Origin of the sequence: Streptomyces sp. NPDC051020 (genome assembly GCF_040683105.1) — a bacterium.
In the GTDB taxonomy this organism is placed as follows: domain Bacteria; phylum Actinomycetota; class Actinomycetes; order Streptomycetales; family Streptomycetaceae; genus Streptomyces.
In genome coordinates this window covers 22,787-44,276 of sequence record NZ_JBFBCG010000053.1, presented here as the reverse complement: position 1 = coordinate 44,276, position 21,490 = coordinate 22,787, and the positions used below count along the sequence as shown (strand labels likewise).

At 68.5% G+C, this 21,490-nt stretch carries 17 protein-coding genes and 2 pseudogenes; 7 read left to right on the top strand and 12 right to left on the bottom strand.

From position 1 onward, the window contains the following. The first annotated feature begins 7 nt into the window (after positions 1-7). A complete protein-coding gene (locus AB0N06_RS26015; protein ID WP_366137081.1) occupies positions 8-457 on the top strand; it encodes a VOC family protein in 450 nt (149 codons plus the stop codon). A gap of 57 nt (positions 458-514) precedes the next feature. Here the strand turns inward: AB0N06_RS26015 and AB0N06_RS26010 are convergent. Further along, a pseudogene (locus AB0N06_RS26010) lies at positions 515-637 on the bottom strand (ABC transporter permease); the annotation flags it as partial. Between AB0N06_RS26010 and AB0N06_RS26005 the strand changes: the two are divergent. Next, positions 635-760: pseudogene (locus AB0N06_RS26005) on the top strand (MBL fold metallo-hydrolase); the annotation flags it as partial. The pseudogenes AB0N06_RS26010 and AB0N06_RS26005 overlap by 3 nt on opposite strands. A 26-nt stretch (positions 761-786) precedes the next feature. Here the strand turns inward: AB0N06_RS26005 and AB0N06_RS26000 are convergent. The 6 genes from AB0N06_RS26000 to AB0N06_RS25975 all read right to left on the bottom strand — a co-directional run bounded on the left by AB0N06_RS26000 (position 787) and on the right by AB0N06_RS25975 (position 7,241). Then, positions 787-2,037, bottom strand: coding sequence for an ABC transporter permease (locus tag AB0N06_RS26000; protein WP_366137080.1), 1,251 nt, complete (start codon positions 2,035-2,037; stop codon positions 787-789). Next, a complete protein-coding gene (locus AB0N06_RS25995; RefSeq protein ID WP_366137079.1) occupies positions 2,034-2,714 on the bottom strand; it encodes an ABC transporter ATP-binding protein in 681 nt (226 codons plus the stop codon). Before AB0N06_RS25995 ends, AB0N06_RS26000 begins: the two co-directional genes overlap by 4 nt. Then, entirely contained in the window at positions 2,711-3,826 is a 1,116-nt protein-coding gene (locus AB0N06_RS25990; protein ID WP_366137078.1) for a peptidoglycan-binding protein, read from the bottom strand. Before AB0N06_RS25990 ends, AB0N06_RS25995 begins: the two co-directional genes overlap by 4 nt. A gap of 419 nt (positions 3,827-4,245) precedes the next feature. Continuing rightward, on the bottom strand, positions 4,246-5,688 hold the full coding sequence (locus AB0N06_RS25985) for a DUF2079 domain-containing protein (RefSeq protein WP_366137077.1): 1,443 nt from the start codon (positions 5,686-5,688) through the stop codon (positions 4,246-4,248). 44 nt (positions 5,689-5,732) lie between these two features. Then, the gene (locus AB0N06_RS25980; RefSeq protein ID WP_366137076.1) at positions 5,733-6,785 is read right to left on the bottom strand and encodes a hypothetical protein; all 1,053 of its coding nucleotides are present in this window, start codon (positions 6,783-6,785) and stop codon (positions 5,733-5,735) included. A 63-nt stretch (positions 6,786-6,848) separates the two neighbouring features. After that, a complete protein-coding gene (locus AB0N06_RS25975) occupies positions 6,849-7,241 on the bottom strand; it encodes a peptidase M23 (protein WP_366137075.1) in 393 nt (130 codons plus the stop codon). A gap of 1,232 nt (positions 7,242-8,473) precedes the next feature. Here AB0N06_RS25975 and AB0N06_RS25970 point away from each other — a divergent pair. Continuing rightward, the gene (locus AB0N06_RS25970; protein ID WP_366137074.1) at positions 8,474-9,280 is read left to right on the top strand and encodes an HAD family hydrolase; all 807 of its coding nucleotides are present in this window, start codon (positions 8,474-8,476) and stop codon (positions 9,278-9,280) included. Positions 9,281-9,498: 218 nt separating this feature from the next. Here the strand turns inward: AB0N06_RS25970 and AB0N06_RS25965 are convergent, their stop codons facing one another. The 4 genes from AB0N06_RS25965 to AB0N06_RS25950 form a co-directional block, all read right to left on the bottom strand. Next, a complete protein-coding gene (locus AB0N06_RS25965; protein ID WP_366137073.1) occupies positions 9,499-10,383 on the bottom strand; it encodes an ABC transporter permease in 885 nt (294 codons plus the stop codon). Beyond that, positions 10,370-11,356 (bottom strand): ABC transporter ATP-binding protein, encoded by a 987-nt coding sequence (locus AB0N06_RS25960; protein WP_366137072.1) that lies wholly within the window; start codon positions 11,354-11,356, stop codon positions 10,370-10,372. The genes AB0N06_RS25965 and AB0N06_RS25960 overlap by 14 nt, the downstream gene beginning before the upstream one ends. Positions 11,357-11,446: 90 nt before the next feature. Then, entirely contained in the window at positions 11,447-12,685 is a 1,239-nt protein-coding gene (locus AB0N06_RS25955) for a DUF2092 domain-containing protein (protein WP_366137071.1), read from the bottom strand. Positions 12,686-13,009: 324 nt separating this feature from the next. Then, complete coding sequence (locus tag AB0N06_RS25950; RefSeq protein ID WP_366137069.1) at positions 13,010-14,020, bottom strand: polyprenyl synthetase family protein; 1,011 nt, start codon at positions 14,018-14,020, stop codon at positions 13,010-13,012. Between the two features lie 493 nt (positions 14,021-14,513). Here AB0N06_RS25950 and AB0N06_RS25945 point away from each other — a divergent pair, with 493 nt between their 5' ends. The 4 genes from AB0N06_RS25945 to AB0N06_RS25930 all read left to right on the top strand — a co-directional run bounded on the left by AB0N06_RS25945 (position 14,514) and on the right by AB0N06_RS25930 (position 19,336). Further along, the gene (locus tag AB0N06_RS25945; RefSeq protein WP_366137068.1) at positions 14,514-16,508 is read left to right on the top strand and encodes a CocE/NonD family hydrolase; all 1,995 of its coding nucleotides are present in this window, start codon (positions 14,514-14,516) and stop codon (positions 16,506-16,508) included. A 137-nt stretch (positions 16,509-16,645) separates the two neighbouring features. Beyond that, complete coding sequence (gene fahA / locus AB0N06_RS25940; RefSeq protein WP_366137067.1) at positions 16,646-17,875, top strand: fumarylacetoacetase; 1,230 nt, start codon at positions 16,646-16,648, stop codon at positions 17,873-17,875. Further along, entirely contained in the window at positions 17,872-18,549 is a 678-nt protein-coding gene (locus tag AB0N06_RS25935) for a GPP34 family phosphoprotein (protein ID WP_366137066.1), read from the top strand. The genes fahA and AB0N06_RS25935 overlap by 4 nt, the downstream gene beginning before the upstream one ends. A 178-nt stretch (positions 18,550-18,727) precedes the next feature. Continuing rightward, entirely contained in the window at positions 18,728-19,336 is a 609-nt protein-coding gene (locus AB0N06_RS25930; RefSeq protein WP_366137090.1) for a Uma2 family endonuclease, read from the top strand. Between the two features lie 27 nt (positions 19,337-19,363). Here AB0N06_RS25930 and recQ read toward each other — a convergent pair whose 3' ends face one another. Next, positions 19,364-21,382, bottom strand: a complete 2,019-nt coding sequence (gene recQ, locus AB0N06_RS25925; RefSeq protein WP_366137065.1) for a DNA helicase RecQ — start codon at positions 21,380-21,382, stop codon at positions 19,364-19,366. Positions 21,383-21,490 lie beyond the last annotated feature (108 nt).

Below are 21,490 nucleotides of genomic sequence, written 5' to 3'. Positions count from 1 at the left end.
AGTTTCCATGACTCTCCACTGGAAGCTCGTCATCGACGCCACCGATCCGCACGCCCAGGCCGACTTCTGGGCCGAGGCCCTCGGCTATCGCGTGGAGGACAACAGTCCGCTGATCGAACGGCTGCTGGCGCTCGGAGCCGTACCGGAAGCGATGACCGTCAAGTCGCACGACCGCCGGGCCTGGCGGGATCTCGCGGCAGCGCGTCACCCGGACGATCCGCACGAGGAGGAGAGCGGCACGGGACTCGGGCGACGGCTGCTGTTCCAGCGCGTACCGGAGCCGAAGACGGGCAAGAACCGGCTCCATCTGGACGTGCACGCCGGCCCGGGGCGCCGCGACGCCGAGGTGGCGCGACTGGAGGGCCTGGGCGCTATCCGGCTGCGCAAGGTGGAGGAACCGGGCGGCACTTGGTGGGTGCTCGCCGATCCGGAGGGCAACGAGTTCTGCGTGCAGTGACCTGCCCGGCGCGTGAGCCGAGCGGGCGCTCCGCCGCTTGCGGAGCTCTGAACGATCCACCCCGACCGTCGCGGCCATCGCCGCGATCCCGCTGCCGGCGAGCGTCGAGACGAACAGCCCGAGCGCCGCGAACCCGATCAGTGACGCCGCCACCGTCACCGCGATCAGGCCGGCCCGCAGATCCCGTACGGGTCGAGGAATATCGCGGTCTCGGAGGCGGAGGCACACCTGCGCCACCTGGTGAAGCTCCGCCACGCCGAAGCGGCCCCGGGCTGCGACCCGGTCACGTACACCGCCGTGTGAGCGGGGTACGGGGAGAACGGCGTGACTCAGCGGCGCAGGGCTTCCGCGGGTTGGATGCGACTGGCGCGCCAAGCCGGGTAGAGGCCGGCCAGCACGCCGGTGAGCAGGCCGGTGACGGGGGCAGCGACGATCGTGGCCGGGTGGACGACCGGGGTCCAGTCCCGCGCGACGGCGACCGTGACAACGGTGATCGTGCCGAGGCTGGTGCCGACCAGGCCGCCGAGGGCGCCCAGCGCTCCGGATTCGGCAAGGAACTGTGCGGTGATGTGCCGCCCGCGTGCGCCGAGCGCTCTTCGCAGGCCGATTTCGCCGGTGCGTTCCAGGACCGCGACCAGGGTCGTGTTGGCGATGCCGACCGCACCGATGGCCAAGCAGATCCCGGCCAGGAGGAGAAAGAGCTGGTTGAGATCCGAGGTGATGTCGGAGCGCAGGGTCTTGGGGTTCGGTGGGGGAACGGCCTTGAGGTATTCGGGGTGATCGGGGCGCAGCGCTGTGGGAGCAAGGCGGGCGACCTGCTGAGCAGCGCCGATCTCGGTGGCGATGAGCATCTTGGCGCTCGCGCCTTCGGGGGAGCCCCAGACTCTCTCCGCGGTGCTGCGCGGAACGACGACGGACAGCAGCAGATCGGGCTTGCGCCTGACGTCCTTGATGATGCCCGTCACGGTGAAGGGCTCGGCACCTATATAGATCGCCGGCTGCGTCTCCAGAGTGGTGATGCCGAGCCGGGCCGCGACGCCGGAGCCGATGACGGCGACAGGCTGGGCGGTACGGGAGGTGTAGGTGTCGTAGATGCGGCCCTGGGCCAGAACCGGGACTGCTGCTTGCAGGGCACCGGGGGATGCGGCGATGACGTCGATCTTCTCACCGTCGGCCATGTCTCCGACGGGTGAGGAGCGGACGCTGATCTCGCTGCCGAGGCGGACGTTCCAGTAGACCCCGGCGTGTTCGACACCGTTCAGTTTTTCGATCCGGCTGTCGGCGTCGGCGGGGAAGGCCATGCGGGCGAACTCGTTGTGCTCGGCAGCGATGTCATCGACCGTCACTTCGGTGGCGGTCAGGAGGTTGAAGCGGGAATCGATCTGGGAAGAGGTCGTCGCTGTCAGCCCGAGGACGGCTACGAACGTGCCGACACCGAGAACGGTGCCAAGCGCGGTCAGTGTCGAGCGGGCCGGGCGCTGCAGTATGCCGGCCGTGGATTCCGAGAGCATGTCGCGCGGGGCGAACCGAGAGGGATTCACGAGCTGTGCGGGTCTGCACAGGCGGAGCTTCAGCCTCATGCGGCCACCTGCTCACGCAGCACTCCGTCGCGGACGGCGATGGTGCGTTGTCCTCGGGCCGCTACCTCGAGGTCGTGGGTGATGACCAGGACAGTCATGCCGTCGCTGTGCAGTTCGTCCAGCAGGTTCAGGACGGTCTCGGCGGTGGTGGTGTCCAGGTTGCCGGTCGGCTCGTCGCACAGCAGCAGTGACGGGCGGGCGGCCAGTGCGCGGGCGATCGCCACGCGCTGGCGTTCACCGCCCGAGAGCCGGGTCGGCAGCGCGTCGACACGGTGTGCCAGCCCGACGCGTACGAGTGCCTCGTGGGCCCGATCCCGGCGCTCGGAGCGCGGGACGCCGTTGTAGACCATGGCCAGCAGCACGTTCTCCAGCGCGGACCGGTGCGGCAGCAGGTGGAAGGACTGGAAAACGAACCCGATACGGCGACCACGCAGAGCTGTTCGCTCGCTGTCCTTGAGGGAACCGGTATCGATCCCGTCCAGAAGATACGTCCCCGACGTCGGCGCGTCCAACAGCCCGGCGATGTTGAGAAACGTCGACTTTCCCGAACCCGACGGGCCGACTACCGTCACGAACTCGCCCTGCTCCACCACCAGGTCGCACGGAACGAGCGCCTCCACCGGCGGCGGTCCCGGATACACCAGGCCAACCTGCCCGAACTCGATGACCGGTGTCATTTCCCGGCCTCCGCGTTGATCCCGGTCACCACGTCGTCGCCTTCGGCCAGCTTCCCCGGCCCCAACGGCACGACTTCCACGAACCCGTCTCCAGCCGTTCCCGGGAGCACCTCCACCCGCCGCTGCGTCCCGCTGTGGGCCACGACCGTCACCGTGGTCTTCCCGTCCGCCCCCGCCGAGATCGCCGTCACCGGCACCACAAGCGATTTACCGTCCGTAGAGGCCGCCTCGACCGTCAACCGCACGTCCTGCTCCGCCAGTTCGCTGCTCAACGCCTTGTCGGGCCGTACCAGCATGGCGTAGCCCGGGGGGCCGGCCGCAGTCTGATCCGGTCCGTTCTCGCCATCGCCTGCATCGGACTGCGCCGGCTCGGCCTCCATCGTGTCCGCGACCGACAGCACCGTCCCGGTCGCCGTCACTCCGCTGAGCTCCGACAGAATCTGCACCTTCTGCCCCGGCCGCACCATGCCCTTCTGGTGCTCCTGGAGGTTCCCCTGTACGACCAGCGCACCCGCGGACACCTTCATTACCGGACCTGACACTTCCGACCCGACTGCTGCCGTCACGGCGTCCACCCGGGCCGGGAAGCCCTCCATGTACACCACTTCGCCGGCCGGCAGCATCGGTCCGTCGGCCGCCTGGGCCTCTGCCAGGGCTTGCCGCGCCCCGGTCACATCCTCTGCGGCCCGCTCCACGGCCTTCTGTGCCTGCTTGGCCGAGGTCCCTTTGTCCGTCCGCGCCTCGTTCCGCGCGTCCTTCGCATCCTCCAGCGCGCGCTCCGCGCTGGTCACGGACTGCTTGGCCGTCTTCAGCGCCTCTCCGCCGTCCGCCTGCGCCGGCAAGGGGTCGTAACCGATCGAGGCGTAGAAGGACTTCAGCGCTGCCTTTGTGCCTTCGTCGAACGTCCCCGACCGATCGTTGCCGGTGCCGTGTCCGAGCGCGTTCAGCGCCTTCTGCAATTGCGCCACGTCATCACCGACGGACCCCGGCTTCAGGTCCCGGTACACCGGCAGCTTTCCCCTGAGTACGAACACGGGCCGTCCCGAGACTTCCAGGAGCACCTTGCCCGCATCGACCGTGGACTTCGTGGTCACCGCCAGCTTTGTCACCACCGGTGCTCCCCTGCCCTCGCTCCCTCCGGACACCGACGGAGAGACCTGCACCGACTGCCCCGACCTCACCGTGCCGCGCAGGATCACCGTCTCCTGCAACACACGGCGTTCCACGGCTGCCGTCAGCACGTCCAAGGGTGGCGCGTCCGCTTCTGACGCCGCCTGGGCGGGCGACTTGATGACGAGCGACGCTGCCCCTCCCGCTCCGGCCAGCAACACCGATCCTGCCGCCACAGTCGCCAGCCATCGGCGACGGCGTGCCAGACCGGTTCCTGTGGCAGGGGCGGGCGTCGACGGCGCTCCCGGCTCTCCTGCCTCACCGCCAGCTATGTGCTTTTCCCTGTCGGACACTTACTTGATCTCCAGTTCACCAGCAGATCGAGGGGCCGAGGATCCGGGCTCTCGGAGGCAATCTGCACTCATGCGGAAGCGGAACGACGCAGCACCACATAATTCGGGTCTCGGTACGCGACGGTGTACGTGCTGCCCGGATGCGCGTTTCTTGCATAACCGGCGAAGTCGCCATTCGGTGCGGGATTCCATCCCGCCAGATCCACCACAATGAAGTCGGGAGAGATTTTCCCCGTCCCACCCACCCAGAAGACACGGGACTTGCCCGTCAGATGGGACAGAATCCCGCCGCTCGTTTCGACGGTGACTCCCTCGGGCACCAAGGCAATAACCTTTTCCGCGGAGCGGACCTTGGCCGTCGTGCGATACGTCTCCAGATCGAAGAGGGCTTTGAACGGGAACTGCCCGGTCAGAGTGATGGAGATGGCGAGGACTGCCGGTACCGCGTTCGCCGCGTACCGCTGGACCCACGTCCTGCGGGACTCTTTCATCAGGCGCAGTCCGTCGACGAGTGCGGCGAACAGAATCGGCATCAGCACGGCATTGTAGTGCCAGCCAGTCCCCCAGTAATTACTCTCGTCGGAGATGAAGCGCCAGCCTAGAGTGGGGACGAGTAGAAGACTGAGAGGGGATCGCAGCGCCACGAATCCCGTGATGCCAAGAAGCAGGAAAAGGGTCGTGATTTTTATCGATGTGCCGTCCAGGAAGAGACCCGAGAGGCTGTGCGCACCGAGCCCGGAGCCCTCGCCCAGCTTTTCCCAGTAGCCATACTCCCCTTCCTCGTTCACTCCTGGAATAAGAACGAACATAACGAGCAGGAATGCGGCGACACCGAATCCGGCGAGTGACGACCCGATCACCTTGCCCCCGAAGAGGAAAATGCACACACCAATCGCAGCTACCGTAAGCCCCAGATCCTCTTTGACGAGAACGAGAGGCAGACTCCAAAGAGCGGCAGATTTCCAGCACTTCTCCAGCACCTGCTGGAGCACGAATGCCAGGATCGGCACGGCAAAACATATCTCATGAAAATCGAAGTCTACGGCGCTCTGGATGCCCCAAGATATTCCATAGGCGAACCCGACGGCCACACCGCGGGATTTTCCGAGGATCCGGATTGCAGCGCGTGTTATGGGAACGACGGACAGTGCGATCAGGGCAGCCTGGGCGACGAGCAGGGTGAGCGCCGAAGGGAACACTCTGTACAGGGGAGCCAGCACTACAAGAATCGGACTGAAATGATCTCCGAGTATGTTGAAATCGACTCCCTTAATGTTGGATATCGGAGATTCGAGCTGAGCGTAGTGGTGTACCACTTGCTCGAATATCCCAAGATCCCAAGACGAACTCTCCACGCGCCGAAAACGCATCACTGAGACTACGGAGTACGCGGCGAAGGCGAGGCACGCCAGACCCCAGGGAGGAGACGCCCTCCTCAGAATGCTTTCCCAACCTGTTGCCCGCTGCGGTTTCCGAGGTTGGGCGGAAGAGGTTGAAGAGACGGACGCCATCGCTGATTCCTTGCATCTTTCCACTAGTCTCCGAGTCGAGCCCGTCAGCTTCGAGTCGTTAGCTTCGAAATCTTCTTCAGGGTATCCCCCTTCTCCTTTGATATCTGGACCAGGGCCTCCTGATTCTTTTCGATAATCTGCTTCTGATAGGCCGATTCCACTGAAAACCATACACCGACCAGATTCGTCTTCTTCTTGCAGGAGACATCCTTAACAGCCATCACTATCTCCTCGCGCGAGGCTTTCGGACCGTTGAATCTCGGGTCGTCCCCAGGCGCGTCGAGCGGAGCCTTGTAGCTGTAACCGCCGGCTTTCATGCACTCCGACCACGTGCGAAAAACCGCCTTGGTCCTGGAGTCCTCCAGGGATCTATCAAAGCTCTCCGCCTTGATATTGCGCGACAGCTCGGGATCGCCGTACGAGCCTTTTCCGACGAGATCCGCCCTCGCCTTTCCGGTACAACCACCCGCGGGGATCTTCTTACCTTGATAGGTGCGCTTGGCTTCGGACACCTTCCCGAGGTCCTTGTCCGGAAGAGGGCCGGTACCCCCCATGAGCACAAGTGCCATCGCAGCGCTCGGCCGCGCCGGGGCTCCAGCCGTTGGTACAGCGGCGGCCGCACTGCGCGGATCATTCTCTCCGAGATGGTAGCCGTAGGTAGCAGCCATTTTCCCGTCAGCTATGCCGTAACGCCTATCGGTGCGCGACCTCACGCCTGTCGATTCCAGGGAAGACTCCGGGGCCACGTATTGAAAGCCAAAACCTTTCATGCAATCCTCGATCAGACTCCCTTCGGCCTCCTTGAGTCGGTGCAGATCCTTCATGCTGTAGAGATACGGCTCAATCGGAAGAGACAGGTTGAGCGCATTTTCAGGTTCAGATGTCGAGAGAACCTTGGGCGGCTGAGAAGAAGGGGCGGACTCAGGCGATTCCGAGCATCCCGCGACGACCCCGATCACGACTATCGAGGCACAGCAGAGCGGGGCGGCGCGCCGTATCGCGGCGTGCGAGAGAGCGTTGATCACTGTTTCCTCACGAGAAAGTGCAATAGAAATAAGCTGGCGCTCCGCCGATGGATCGAGGCAGAGCGCCAGCATTACGTCAGTGGCAACAATAGGGTTGCCCCGACGGGCGGAAACGTTTCTTCTTCGCCCAGCGGTTTACCAGAAGTTATGGGAAGCGTTGTTGTTGTACGTGGCAGCGAGGTTTCCACCGGTCCAGGCGAGCGCCAGGTCGTAGTTGCCGCTGTAACCGGAGTTGAAGTAGACGGCGGCGTCACGGCTGTGGTCCCAATTCTGCACGGACGCAGCGTTGTTCTTCAGGGCCTGCCCCTGACCCGCACCCGCGCTCTTGAAGGTGTAGCCGACCTGGTTGGAGACCGAAGAGACAAACCCGGTGTGAGATCCGGCATTGTTGGAGTTGTAATGGAGGCAGAGGTCACCGTTGCCCCAGCCCTCATTGCAGGTGGCGCCCGAGGCCGAGGCGGGGGCAACGCCCGCGAGGGTGAGGGCTCCGGCGATGGCCGCTGTCGTCGCAATCGTACGAATACGCATGTCAAGTTCTGCTTGATAAACCGAGTGATTCAAAACGGATGCACCAAGAGGCGGTCAAAGACACGCGCCCGCCATTCTCTCCAACTCCCCCTTGGCCGAGTGAACTCAATCAAGGTACCTGCGGAGTGGATCACTGACAAGCACTTTTCCTCAGCCGAACGTGACGTTGGGCTGCCCCGTGAACCAGGGGTATCAGGTAGGCGAGGACGGCGAGGGGCGCAGCTGGCTCAATACCAGTGGCTTAATACCAGTGGCTTAATACCAGTCGCTTAATACCAGTGGAAGGGGCGTGGGTGGACTGGGGCCAGTGTCAATGCTCGTCGCGTTTGACGCCGAAGCCGGACATCTTGCGTTTGATGACGCGGGGGTTGGAGCGTCGGCGGCGGGTGGGAAGCAGGCGCCGGGATATCTCGTGCAGGCCCTCGGTGAGGGGTGTGGCCAGGCACTCAGGGGGAGAAGGCCGCCTGCGCGGAGGTCTGGCGGCGCGCGAGGCGGAGGGTGCGGGTGAAGGAGAGCTGGTCGGAGTCGAGTTCGTTCTGGCCGGCGGTGTCGTGCATCAGTGATGCGGATGGCGTAGTGGACCAACAGGTGGCCCCAGACCTCCTGCTCGAGTGGAGCAGGCCTGGCCAGATCTTCTAGCGTCATCAGGCCGCAGCGGAGCTGAATCCTTTTCTGCCTCCGCCCCCTCTTATCCATGGACCGGCCGTGCGGGTCGGCGTATACCAGGAGGAACGAAGCATGATGATCGCGGTCATTGCCGTGGTCGGTGTACTGCTGGTCTGCATCTGCAGCGTGACGCTGCTCAAGCGGAGGAGCCGGGGCCGTGGTTGATTCGCACCAGTCACTGCGGCAGATCGCCAGATACGAGTAGGGCACATGAGCCGAAGCTCCCCGGGTCGAGGCGCCGGTGGCCGGGGAGTCGGTGTCGTTCCGCGATACGTTCACCCGCACCGGCTGGGCCGGGCCGCGGGTCAGCCGCAGCACCCTGCGCTTCCTCGGCGCGGACGCGTTGTCCGCGTTCCTGTCCGAAGCCGGGCTGGTCATCGAGGAGCAGTACGGGGACTGGGACCGCAGTCCGCTCACCGCCGCCGGCCCGGAGGCCATCACGGTCCCTCGCTCTGCGCAGTTCCTGCGCATATGCTCCGGCCAGGCCGTCCGCCGCACCCGGAACCCCGACCGTCCGCGCAGGTCAGGGCCGTATGCCCGGAAGCGGATCTCCCTAGGGTTGTGGCATGCCCACCCCACCCATATATGCCCTCGTCGCCACGGACCTGGACGGCACCCTGCTGCGCCGCGACGACACCGTGAGCCCCCGCTCCCGTGCCGCGCTCTCCCGGGCCGCCGCGGCGGGGGCCCGGCACATCGTGGTCACCGGACGGCCCGTGCCCGGCATACGGGACCTGCTCGCACGGCTGGAGTACCGGGGTCCGGTGGTCTGCGGGCAGGGCACGCAGCTGTACGACGCCGGGGCCGGGCGGATCATTCGCACGGCAACCCTGGACCGGGAGCTGGCCGACACCGCGCTCGGCAAGATCGAGGCCCAGGTCGGGCCGGTCTTCGCGGCCGTGGACCAGGACGGAACCGACGGGCGGACGCTGATCGAGCCGGGGTACCTGATGCCCCACCCCGCATTGCCCGCCGTACGGGTCGGCCACCGCGAGGAACTGTGGGCGGCGCCGATCATCAAGGTCCTCGTCCGCCACCCCGACCTGACGGACGACGCACTCGCGGACGCGGCCCGCGCGGTCGTCGGCGATCTGGCGACCGTCACCCTGTCCGGCCCCGGCACCGTCGAACTCCAGCCGTACGGCGTCGACAAGGGCACCGGGCTGGCCCTGGCTGCCGAGACCCTGGGGGTGGATCCGGCGGCCACGATCGCCTTCGGCGACATGCCCAACGACCTGCCGATGTTCCGCCGGTCCGGGCACGGCGTCGCGATGGCCAACGCCCACCCCGAGCTGAAGGCGGCAGCGGACGAGGTGACGCTGACGAACGACGCGGACGGGGTCGCGGTGGTGCTGGAGCGTGTGTTCGACTGAACCCGGCCGTGCGCATGTGATCATTCGGTGAGCATGGGCGCGTTTGCCCTGATCCTTGTTGACAGTCCGTCATAAAAAGTCGAACAATGCTCAGGCGGAAATGGAGCGTGCCGTCTCGTGCCGTTCCAGCTGTTCGTGCCGTACGTGCCGCGACGAGCCGATCGGGGGACGGCTCGCCCGGCCGACGGTACGGGCGGATCCGGCGAAGGCCCGCCCGCTCAGGCCGTGATGTCCTTCGCCGTGAAGCGCGCCCAGGCCGCCGAGCCGAACACCGCCGCGTACAGCCCCTGCAGCTCCAGGTTTTTGACGATCTCGTCCCAGTAGACGGGATCGCGCAGCAGGTCCGCGAAGGACATCCAGTAGTGCGGGAAGAGATACGGATGGATGCCGCTCAACTGCGGGATGGTGTCCAGGATCTGCACGGTGATCAGCACCCCGACCGTCGCGGCCATCGCCGCGATCCCGCTGCCGGCGAGCGTCGAGACGAACAGCCCGAGCGCCGCGAACCCGATGAGTGACGCCGCCACCGTCACCGCGATCAGGCCGGCCCGCAGCAGCCCCTCGCCGACGCCGATCCGGGTCCCGGAGATCGTCGTGACCTCCCCGACCGGGAAGAGCAGCGCGCCGACGGCGAGCGCCGATACCGCCACGACGAGGGTCGCGGTCAGGCAGAACGCGAGGGTGGCGGTGTACTTGGTGAGCAGCAGCCGGGTCCGGCCCGCGGGTGCGACCAGCAGATAGCGCAGGGTGCCCGTACTGGCCTCGCCCGCGATCGCGTCGCCCGCGACGACGCCGACGGTCAGCGGCAGGAAGACCGGAAGCGTCACCGCGAGGGCGGCGAACACCAGAAACAGGCCGTTGTTGGTCACCTGGGAGAGGAACGCCGGTCCCCCGCCGTCGCGCGGCCCGGCGGGCGAGCCGTCGCTCGTCTGGATCCTCACCGCGATCCCGATCAGTACAGGGACGGCGGCCAGCACCCCGAGCAGCGCGAGCGTGCGCCCGCGGCGCAGGGTTGTGGCCAGTTCGGAGCGGAGGATCCCGAACGTCCACAGCGGGTTGTGGGAGCGGCCCGCCCGTGCGGGTGCGACTTCAGCCTGCGACATCGAAACCCTCTCCGGTGAGTGCGACGAAGGCGTCCTCCAGCGAGGCCCGCTCGACGCCGAAGGACCGTACGCGTACACCGCCGTGGACCAGCGCCCCGCTCAGGTCGGCGAGCTCGACCTCGCGCGGCGGGGGTTCGGCGGTGACCCGGTCGCCGTCGACGGTGACGCCGGTGACGCCGTGTTCCTTGAGGATTCGGGCGGCGTCGGCGGGGTCGGGGGTGGTGACGGCGAGCCGGCCGCGGGCACCGGCCGCCAGGTCGGCGACCGGCCCCTGGGTGATCAGCCGCCCCCGCGCCATGACCGCGGCGTGCGTGCAGACCTGTTCGATCTCGTCGAGGAGGTGGGAGGAGAGGAAGACGGTGGTGCCGTCGGCCGCCAGTTCCCGTACCAGGGTGCGGATCTCGCGCATGCCCTGCGGGTCGAGTCCGTTGGTCGGCTCGTCCAGGACGAGGAGGCGGCGCGGCTGCAGCAGGGCGGCGGCAAGCCCGAGGCGCTGCTTCATGCCCAGCGAGTACGCCTTCGCCTTCTTGCCCGCCGCGGCGGCGAGCCCCACCCGGTCCAGGGCGGCGGCGACCCGGGCGCGGCGGGTGCGCGGATCGGCGGTCGGGTCGGCGGAGTCGTACCGTACGAGGTTGTCCCGGCCGGTCAGGAACGCGTACAGCGCGGGTCCTTCGATCAGCGTGCCGACCTGCGGAAGTACGGTGCGGGCGGCGCCCGGCATGGGGTCGCCGAGGACCTGGGCGGTGCCGGACGTCGGGGTGATCAGCCCCATCAGCATCCGGATCGTGGTGGTCTTCCCGGAGCCGTTGGGCCCGAGAAAGCCGAAGACGCTGCCTTCGGGGACGCTGAGGTCGAGTCCGTCGACGGCGAGTTGGCCGCCGCGATACCGCTTGGTGAGCCCCCGGGTCTCGATCACGGCCCTTCCGGTCCAGGGCATCACCGAGGACTCGGTCACGGCACCGGGCTCTGTCATGCGCAACTCCCCCATGGTCCGGGTAACGGGACGCCCCGCCGTACGGAGAATACGGCGGGGCGGTGGTGCGGTGCGGGAACGGCGGGAACGTCAGTGGGCGGCGCTGTCAGCTGCCTTGACGAGCGCGTCCTTGGTGACCGCGCCGACGTAGACCTCGCCGTCGTCGGTCATCAGGGCGTTGACCAGGCGGGTCTTGAAGACCGTGCCGGAGCCGAACTTTCCGGTGACCTTGTCGCCGAACGAGTCCAGGAACTGCTGGGCCGCGGGCGGAACATCCGCGTTCTTCTCCTCAACGGGGAGGCCCTTGGCGCCGGGTGACTCGATCACGTGGATCGCGCCCCAGCCCTCGCCGATGACCTTCGCGCCCCCGCCGCCGGCGAGTCCGTCCAGACCGGTCAGGCCCTCCGGCCCCTGCTCGACGTTCTTCTCCGCCTTCGCCTCGTCCGCCTCGGTCACCTTGGTGCCCTTGGACGGGGTGAACGTGAACGAGGACGCCGCGGGCCTCGCGAAGTCGACGCTGGTGAACCCGGCGTCGATCACTGCCTTGCCGCCGCCGCTCGGGGAGAGGGTGAACTTCAGCGGCACGCCGGTCTTCGCGTCGACCGCGACGGTGATCGCGCCGATCGTCGAGCCACCCTGCTTGGGCTTGATGACCAGCTTGTACGCATCACGCCCGGCGACCTGCGCCGTGCCGTCGACCGTGACGGAGGTGGTGGGGTCCGCCGCCTTCAGCGCCTGCTCGGCCAGCGCCCTCGGTGTGGTCGGCACGCCCTCCGGAGTGGTGCGCCCCTCGTGCTTCTCGGCGTCCGGGGCCTTGTCGGTGGTCGCGTGGTACGCCTCGTCGGACCTGCTGTCGTACGCCCAGAGCTGGTCCCCGTTGCGGATGACGCTGTACTCGGCGGCGCTGTCCAGAAGGGAGACGCGCTGCTTGTCGGGGCCGTCGGCGGCCACCCGCAGCGTGTGCGTGCCGGAGGCGAGCTCCGTCAGCCTTTCCTGCGGGGCGGCGCTCGAACCGCCCTGCTCGCCGCCGGCGCCCTGGGCGAACGACTCGGCCAGGCCGCCCAGCGACGGGATGCCGAGGTCGGTGCTGACCCGCACCGTGCCGGAGAGCTGCTGGGTGTCCGAGGCCGCGATCTTCTCGATGAGCTGCTGTGCGCTGATCTTCGGCAGCTGCGGGTCACCGGAGTCCGCGAGCGCCGGGACCAGACCGATCGTCGCGGCCGCCACCCCCGCCACCGCGACCGGGACGACGTAGCGGGCCGCCTTTCTGCGGGCGGCCGTGGTGCTCGTGGCGCTGCCAGTGGTCTCTGCGCTGTCGTTCGGTGCCATGTGTGCCCTACCTCCGTGGTCGGCGGCTTCCGTCCGGATGCACTCGTCCACTCCGTGCCGCCGTTCTCACTCGATGTGGTCAGGAGTGGTTGTTCTCCATCTGACCAAATCCACCGGGCGGAATCATCAACCCGCGGACGCAACCGCGCATACCTCTTCGGTATGACACCAGACGCTCGTCCCTCCCCCGACCCGTAGGGGTTGGGCCGCTGCGAACGACGGGGCTTCCGCACTGGAGCGTGTATGCCAGACGCCGCCTGGCAGAACGGAGCTTTCGAAACACGCCCGAGTGCCCCTCCCGGCAAGCTTTGCCCCGTCACGGCACTAGCCCGCGCGGTGCACCACGGCGTCGCACAGCTCTTCCAGTGCGGCCTTCGCGTAGCACTCGGGAAGCGGCTTCAGGGCCGCCCGCGCCTCCTCCGCGTACCGGACGGTGTCGCGCCGGGCCTGCTCCAGCGCCGGGTGCGCCCGCAGCCGGCGGAGCGCCTCGGCCAGCCGGCCGTCGTCGCTCAGGTCGCCGTCCAGCAGCTCAAGGAGCTCCAGGTCGTCCGGCTTGCCGCCGGCCGCCGCCTGCGCCCGCAGGTGCAGGACGGGAAGCGTCGGGATTCCTTCGCGCAGGTCGGTGCCGGGGGTCTTGCCGGACTCGTGGCTGTCGGAGGCGATGTCGAGCAGATCGTCGGCGAGTTGGAAGGCGACGCCGAGCCGTTCCCCGTACTGGGTGAGGATGTCCACGGCGGACTCGTCGGCGCCGGCCATCATCGCGCCGAACCGGCAGGCCACAGCGATCAGCGAGCCGGTCTTGCCGCGCATCACGTCGAGGTAGTGGTCGACCGGGTCGCGGCCGTCGCGCGGGCCCGCGGTCTCCAGGATCTGTCCGGTGACCAGGCGTTCGAACGCCTCGGCCTGGACACGTACGGCCTCCGGGCCGAGGTCGGCCAGGATGTGCGAGGCACGTGCGAAGAGGAAGTCGCCGGTCAGCACGGCCACCGAGTTGCCCCAGCGGGTGTTGGCGCTGTCGACGCCGCGGCGTACGTCCGCCTCGTCCATCACGTCGTCGTGGTAGAGCGTCGCGAGATGTGTCAGCTCGACGACCACGGCGGACGGCACGACACCCGGCGCGTCCGCGTCGCCGAACTGGGACGCCAGCATCGTCAGCAGCGGCCGGAAACGCTTGCCCCCGGCCCGTACGAGATGCTGCGCGGCTTCTGTGATGAACGGGACTTCGCTCTTGGTGGCATCCAGCAGCCCCGCCTCGACAGCGGCCAAACCGGTCTGGACATCGGCCTCAAGAGCCTGGTCCCGCACGCTCAGTCCGAACGGCCCGACGACGGTCACGAGGGGATCTCCTGTCTGCTGACGATCACACGGAATGTCGATGTGTCGCTGTCATCACTCAAGTCAGCGTATCCGGTCCCGTTTGGATCACCGTGGGCGCCTTCCCGCCACCGCCGGTATGTTCGTGATCAGCTCATACGATCAGGAGTAGCCCTTTGTCCCACAGCACTGCCGCCCACGACCTGACAGAGCCGTCATCCGCCGACTAAGAGGAGCTCGCAAAATGGGAGTCCGATCAGCTCGCGGCGTCTGGTGCGTGCGATCGCAAGGCGCTGGAAGGTCCTCGGATGGGGCCTCCCCTGCTCGAACGAAGCCGAGAGCTTGGGGAAGGAGCTACTAGGGCATTTCGGCAACGCAGCGAGCGTGCGTGCCAGACGCCGCGAGCCGGGCGCCCATTTTGTGAGCTCCTCTCAGACCGACCGGCACATGGGGGGTGCGAGCGGCCGGCCCTTGGCCGAGGCGCACCACGCGCCCCTCCCACCGAGGTACCGCCATGCACATCCGGTCCAGGCTCCCGTACGACACCGCCCATGAGGACGTCCGCATCCCGCTGCCGGACGGCACACGGCTGTACGCGCGGATCTGGCGGCCGGTCACCGACGACCCCGTGCCGGCGCTCCTGGAGTACCTGCCGTACCGGCTGAGCGACTGGACGGCGCCGCGCGACTGGCAGCGCCACCCCTGGTATGCGGGCCACGGCTACGCCTCCGTACGCGTGGACGTCCGCGGGCACGGCAACAGCGAGGGGATGCCGGGCGACGCGTACGACGCGACCGAGCTCGCCGACGGGGTCGCCGTCATCCACTGGCTGGCCGAGCAGGAGTGGTGCTCCGGCCGGGTCGGCATGTTCGGCATCTCCTGGGGCGGCTTCAACTCGCTCCAGATCGCCGCGCTCGCCCCGGAGCCGCTGAAGGCGATCGTCACCGTCTGCTCGACCGACGACCGCTACGACAACGACGTGCACTACATGGGCGGCTCGGTCCTCGCCGTCGACATGCACGCCTGGGCGGCCACCATGCTCGCCTTCGTCTGCCGCCCGCCGGACCCGGCGCAGGTCGGCGAAGAGTGGAAGGACATGTGGCGCAACCGGCTCGAAGCGGTCGAGCCGTTCATCCACACCTGGCTGGCGCACCAGACCCGCGACGACTACTGGAAGCACGGCACTGTCCGCGAGGACTACTCCGCCATTCGGGCGAACGTGCTCGCGGTCGGCGGCTGGCACGACCCGTACCGCGACACCGTGCTGCGGCTCGTCGAGCACCTCGACCCGGCGAAGGTGCGCGGGGTGATCGGCCCGTGGTCGCACCAGTACCCGGACCGCGGCCTGCCGCCCGGCCCCTCGATCGGCTTCCTCCAGGAGACGCTGCGCTGGTGGGACCAGCACCTGAAGGACAGGGACACCGGCGTCATGTCCGAGCCGCTGCTGCGGTCCTGGATCAGCGAGTCGCACCGGCCCGCGACGGTGTACGAGATGCTGCCCGGACGGTGGGTCGGTGACACCGACTGGCCTTCAAAGAACGTCGCGCCGGTCACCTACACCCTCCAGGGCGGGCCGCAGACCGTCGATTCGCCGCAGCACACCGGGCTCGACGCCGGACGGTTCCTCCCGTTCGGCAACGACGCCGATCTGCCGCCCGACCAGCGCGACGAGGACGCCAAGTCCGTCTCGTTCGAATTCCCGGTCGAGGACTCCCCCATCGAGATCCTGGGCCGCCCGAGGGTGACGCTCCGGATCCGGATGGACGTGCCGCGCGGCCAGGCGATCGCCCGGCTCTGCGACGTCGCCCCGGACGGCTCGTCCACGCTCGTCACCCGCGGCGTCCTCAACCTGTCGGCCCGGCACGGCCGCGACCGGTCCGACGACTGGCCGGCCGGCTCGACCGAGGACGTCGCCTTCGAGCTGAACGGCATCGGGCACACCTTCCCGCCCGGCCATCGGATCAGGCTCGCCGTCTCCTCCTCCTACTGGCCGTGGATCTGGCCGCAGGCCGGTTCGGCGGGCTTCACGCTGGACGCGGACCGCAGCTTCGTCGAACTGCCGGTGCGCCGCCACACCGAGGATCCCTCGATCAGGTTCGAGCAGGCGGAGCAGTCGGAGCCGCTCGGCGTTGTCCTCCCGGTGACGCTCGACGAGCCCCGCCCCGAGCGGCTGGTGGTCCGCGATGTCGCCACGGGCCAATGGCGGCTGGAGGTCGACCCGCGCTACGGCGGCACCCGCGTCTACCCGGACGGCCTGGAAATCACCGAGGACGCCGTGGAGACGTACACGATCCAGGAGAACGAACCGCTCTCCGCACGCACCCGCTCCGACTGGTCGATCCGGCTGCACCGGCCGGAGATGGCCTGGGACGCGCGGATCGAGACGCGGTCCGAGATCAGTGCGGACGAGACCGGCTTCATCACGTCCGACGAGGTGGTGTGCAAGGACGGCGACGAGATCGTCTTCCACCGGACCTGGGAGAAGCGGATCCCGCGCACGGCGGGCTGAAAAGACCGCCGCACCCCTCCTCACGTGGGGATATGGTGGAACTTTCCCGTCATTGCGCGTAGTTGCGACACTCCCGCGGGGTAGCAACACCGACGTAACGTGTCCCCCAAGCGACCTGGAAAGCGAGGCAGCAACACATGCCCGAGCAGAGCAGCCCGCTCGATCTGGCCGAGGGCGACCCCTTCGGTCCGCACAACCTTCCGTACGGTGTGTTCTCCACCCCCGACCACCCCGAGGACCGCCGGGTCGGCGTCCGCATCGGCAACCATGTACTGGACGCCGGAGCGGCGGCGCACGCGCTCGGCTCGCCCTACGCACAGCTTCTCGCCCAGCCGGACCTGACCGCGCTGCTGGCCGCCGGCCGCACCGCCTGGCGGGACGTCCGACGGGGGCTGACCGCATGGGTGACGGTCCCGGCACATCGCGCGGACATCGAACCGCTGCTGCACCCGGTCGAGTCCGTGACACTCCATCTGCCGTACGAGGTCGCGGACTACGTCGACTTCTACGCGAGCGAGAACCACGCCACCAATGTGGGAAAGATCTTCCGGCCGAACGGTGACGCGCTGACGCCCAACTGGAAGCACCTCCCGATCGGCTACCACGGCAGGTCCGGCACCGTCGTCGTCTCCGGCACGGATGTGGTGCGCCCGTCCGGCCAGCGCAAGGCGCCCGCCGACGCGGCCCCCGTCTTCGGTCCTTCCATCAAGCTCGACATCGAGGCCGAGGTCGGCTTCGTCGTCGGTGTGGGCTCCGAGCAGGGCCGCCCGGTCCCGCTCGGCGACTTCCGCGACCATGTCTTCGGGCTCTGCCTGCTCAACGACTGGTCGGCACGGGACATCCAGGCCTGGGAGTACGTCCCGCTCGGCCCGTTCCTCGGCAAGTCCTTCGCCACATCCGTATCGGCGTGGGTGACGCCGCTCGAAGCCCTGGCGGCGGCCCGGATCGCGCCCCCGGCCCGCGACTTCCCGCTGCTCCCCTACCTGGAGGACGCGGCCGAGGAGGAGGCCGGCGGCCTCGACCTGCGGATCTCCGTCGCGATCAACGGACAGCTGGTCGCCGAGCCGCCGTTCGCCACCATGTACTGGACGGCGGCCCAGATGCTGGCCCATATGACGGTGAACGGCGCGTCGCTGCGCACCGGCGATCTGTACGGCTCCGGCACGGTCAGCGGCGCCGAGCCCGGACAGCGCGGCTCACTCCTGGAACTGACCTGGAACGGCCGCGACCCGCTGGACCTCCCGGACGGCAAGCGGACGTTCCTGGAGGACGGCGACACGGTGACGATGACGGCCTGGGCACCGGGCCCGAACGGCACCCGGGTCGGCCTCGGCGAGGTCACGGGACGGATCGTGCCCGCGTCGTGAACCCCATTCACCCGGAGCCCACGCTCCCCGAGGAACTGCTCCTGCTCGCCCTGGACCCGCGGCGCGGCAAGCCGTACTGCCGAAACCGTTTCCTGGAGTACGCGGTGGCGGGCGCGGTCCTCGCGGAGCTGGAGCTCCACGGCCGGATCGCCGAACAGCTCGGCCGGATACGGGTGATCAGTCCGCTCGCTCCCCAGGACCCGCTCCTCGCGCAGGTCCTGGGGAGCCTGCCGGCCCCGGACGAGGGCGGGCTCGCGGGCGGCGTCAGCGCGAAGCGGTGGATCCGGCGGACTGGCCGGTACGTCGAGGAGCTGTGCCTGGAGCATCTGGTGGGCCGCTCGGTCCTGCGCAGGGAGACCCACCGGCTCCTCGGGCTGCTCCCCTACCACCGTCACCCGGCGGCGGACCCGGCCCTGCCGGCCGCGGTCCAAGAACGCTTCGCGGCCGCCGAGGCAGCCGGCTTCCCGGACCGGCGCAGCCGCGCCCTGGCCGCGCTGGTCTCGGCGACCGGCCTGTCGGGCGCCGTGGCACAGGGCGGCTGGAAAAGCCGTTCGACGATGCGCGACCTGGTGCGCGACGAATGGACCGCGTACGCGGTGCGCCAGAACGTGCAGCAGGACAAGGCCAGCCGGAGCGGCGCGAGCGGGGGCGGCGGCGGAGGCGGGGACGACTGACCCGGGCGGCATGACCGGGGGCAGCGACCGACCGGTGTCTTGCTGACCAGGGCAGACGCCGGCCGGGGCGCCCGACGGTCAGCGGTGCGCAGGGCGTTCACACGTTCGGGGGAGCCATATCCCATTCCTGGCGGATACGCTGGAAAATCCCACCAGACTCTGTGTCATGGGAGCACTGATGAGCGTCGAACCCGAGGCCTCCGAGCCGCGGTGGGCGGTTCCGCCCGTGGGCGGCTGGACCGCCGATGACCTGGACACACTCCCGAATCTGCCTCCGCACACGGAGCTGATCGACGGGAGCCTTGTTTTCGTGAGTCCGCAGACCGTATTCCACGAGCGCGCGATCGACTATCTCAAGTGGCAGCTGCAATCGATCGCGCCGCTCGACTTCGAAGTCTTTCGCGAATTCACCATCGACGTCGACTGGCAGAACCGGCCCGAACCCGATGTGGTCGTCGTGCGGGCGGACGCGGTCGAGGGTCTGCGGCAAACACGGTTCCCCGCCGATGCGGTGCTACTGGCGGTCGAGGTCGTGTCCGACGAGTCCCTGACCCGGGACCGGGAGACCAAGCCCGTGAAGTACGCGCGGGCCCGGATCCCGCACTACTGGCGAGTGGAGAACCACGACGGCAGGGCGGTTGTCTACGTCTTCGAGTTGGAGCCGTCGACCGGGGCCTACACCTCCACCGGCATCTTCCACGACCGGATGAAGGTCTCCGTCCCCTTCCCGGTCGATCTCGACCTCACCGCGATCACCCCGCGCCGCCGGGCAGCGGCCCCGGAGTAGCTCCGGCGCCGCCATCGCCCCCCGCACTCACTCGTACTCAGGCGGTTCCTCGTCCCAGCCGAACTCCGGATCGGCGTCAAGAGCCGCCGACGCGCCCCCGCCCGGAGCCGCGGACGCCGTGGACGCCGTCGGGACCGGTGCGGCAGGGGCCACCGCCGGACCGGGCTCCGGGCCCGCCGCGACATCCCCGAACGACGCGAGCACCTCCAGCACCCCCTCCCCGTACGTCGCCAGCTTCTTCTCGCCCAGGCCGCTGATGCCGCCCAGCGCGGACACCGAGTCCGGCCGCACCGTGGCGATCTCGCGCAGCGTCGCGTCGTGGAAGACGACGTACGCCGGGACGCCCTGTTCCTTCGCCTGGGCGCCGCGCCAGGCCCGCAGCGCTTCGAAGACCGGGACGGCCTCGGGCGCCAGCTCTGCGGCGGCCGTCTGGGACTTCGCCTTGCGTTCGCCCTTCGTGGAGCGCGACGCGGGCTTCGGTGCCTCCTTGCGCAGCAGCACCTCGCGCTGCCGGCCGAGCACCGAGCCGCTCTCCTCGGTCAGCACCAGCGTCCCGTACTCGCCCTCGACCGCGATCAGCCCCTGGGCGAGCAACTGCCGGACGACTCCGCGCCATTCGGCCTCGGCCAGCTCCTCGCCGATACCGAAGACCGAGAGCTGGTCGTGGTCGAACTGGATGACCTTCGCCGTCTTGCGGCCGAGCAGGATGTCGATGATCTGGCCCGCGCCGAACTTCTGCCCCCGCTCACGCTTCAGACGGACCACGGTCGACAGCAGCTTCTGCGCGGCCACCGTGCCGTCCCACGTCTCGGGCGGGGTGAGGCAGGTGTCGCAGTTGCCGCAGGCCGCCGCGGTGGGCTCCTGGCCGAAGTACGTCAGGAGCTGGGCGCGGCGGCACCGGGCCGTCTCGCACAGGGCCAGCATCGAGTCGAGATGGGAGGCCGCGCGGCGACGGAACCCTTCGTCGCCCTCGCCGCCCTGGATGAGCTTGCGCTGCTGGACGACGTCCTGGAGTCCGTACGCCATCCAGGCCGTGGACGGCAGCCCGTCCCGCCCGGCGCGGCCGGTCTCCTGGTAGTAGCCCTCGACGGACTTCGGCAGGTCCAGGTGGGCGACGAAGCGGACGTCCGGCTTGTCGATGCCCATGCCGAAGGCGATGGTCGCGACGACGACCAGACCCTCCTCGCGCAGGAAGCGGGACTGGTGGACGGCGCGCGTGCCCGCGTCCAGACCGGCGTGGTACGGGACGGCCTCGATGCCGTTGCGGCTGAGATACTCGGCGGTCTTCTCGGTCGAATTGCGCGACAGGCAGTAGACGATGCCCGCGTCCCCGCCATGCTCCTCCTTGAGGAAGGAGAGCAGCTGCTTCTTCGGGTCGGCCTTCGCCACGATCCGGTACTGGATGTTGGGCCGGTCGAAGCTGGCGACGAAGTGCTTCGCGTCGGGCATGCCCAGGCGCTGCGTGATCTCCTGGTGCGTGGCGTTGGTCGCGGTGGCCGTCAGGGCGATGCGCGGTACGTCGGGCCAGCGCTCGCCGAGGACGGAGAGGGCCAGATAGTCCGGACGGAAGTCGTGGCCCCACTGGGCGACGCAGTGCGCCTCGTCGATCGCGAAGACGGAGATCTCGCCACGGGAGAGCATGCCGAGCGTGCTGTCCAGGCGGAGCCGCTCCGGGGCCAGATAGAGCAGGTCGAGCTCTCCGGCGACGAACTGGGCCTCCATCGAGCGACGCTCGTCGAAATCCTGCGTGGAGTTGATGAAACCGGCCCGCACCCCGAGCGCCCGCAGCGCGTCCACCTGGTCCTGCATCAGGGCGATCAGGGGTGAGATGACAACGCCTGTACCGGCTCTGACCAGGGCCGGAATCTGGTAGCAGAGGGACTTTCCGCCACCGGTCGGCATGAGCACGACGGCGTCCCCGCCCGCCACCACATGGTCGACGATCGCTTCCTGCTCGCCGCGGAACGCGTCGTACCCGAACACCCGGTGCAGCGTCTGCCGCGCGTCGCTCTCGGTCACATCCATGGTCCCGCCGGTCACGCTCATCCCTCTGCCCCCCGAGATCCCGGGTCCGTCCCGTTTCGTCCTGTCGCCGTCCCCTGCCACGATAGGCGCCGTCTACGACAACGCCGGACGGGCTTGACTTCTCGGGCC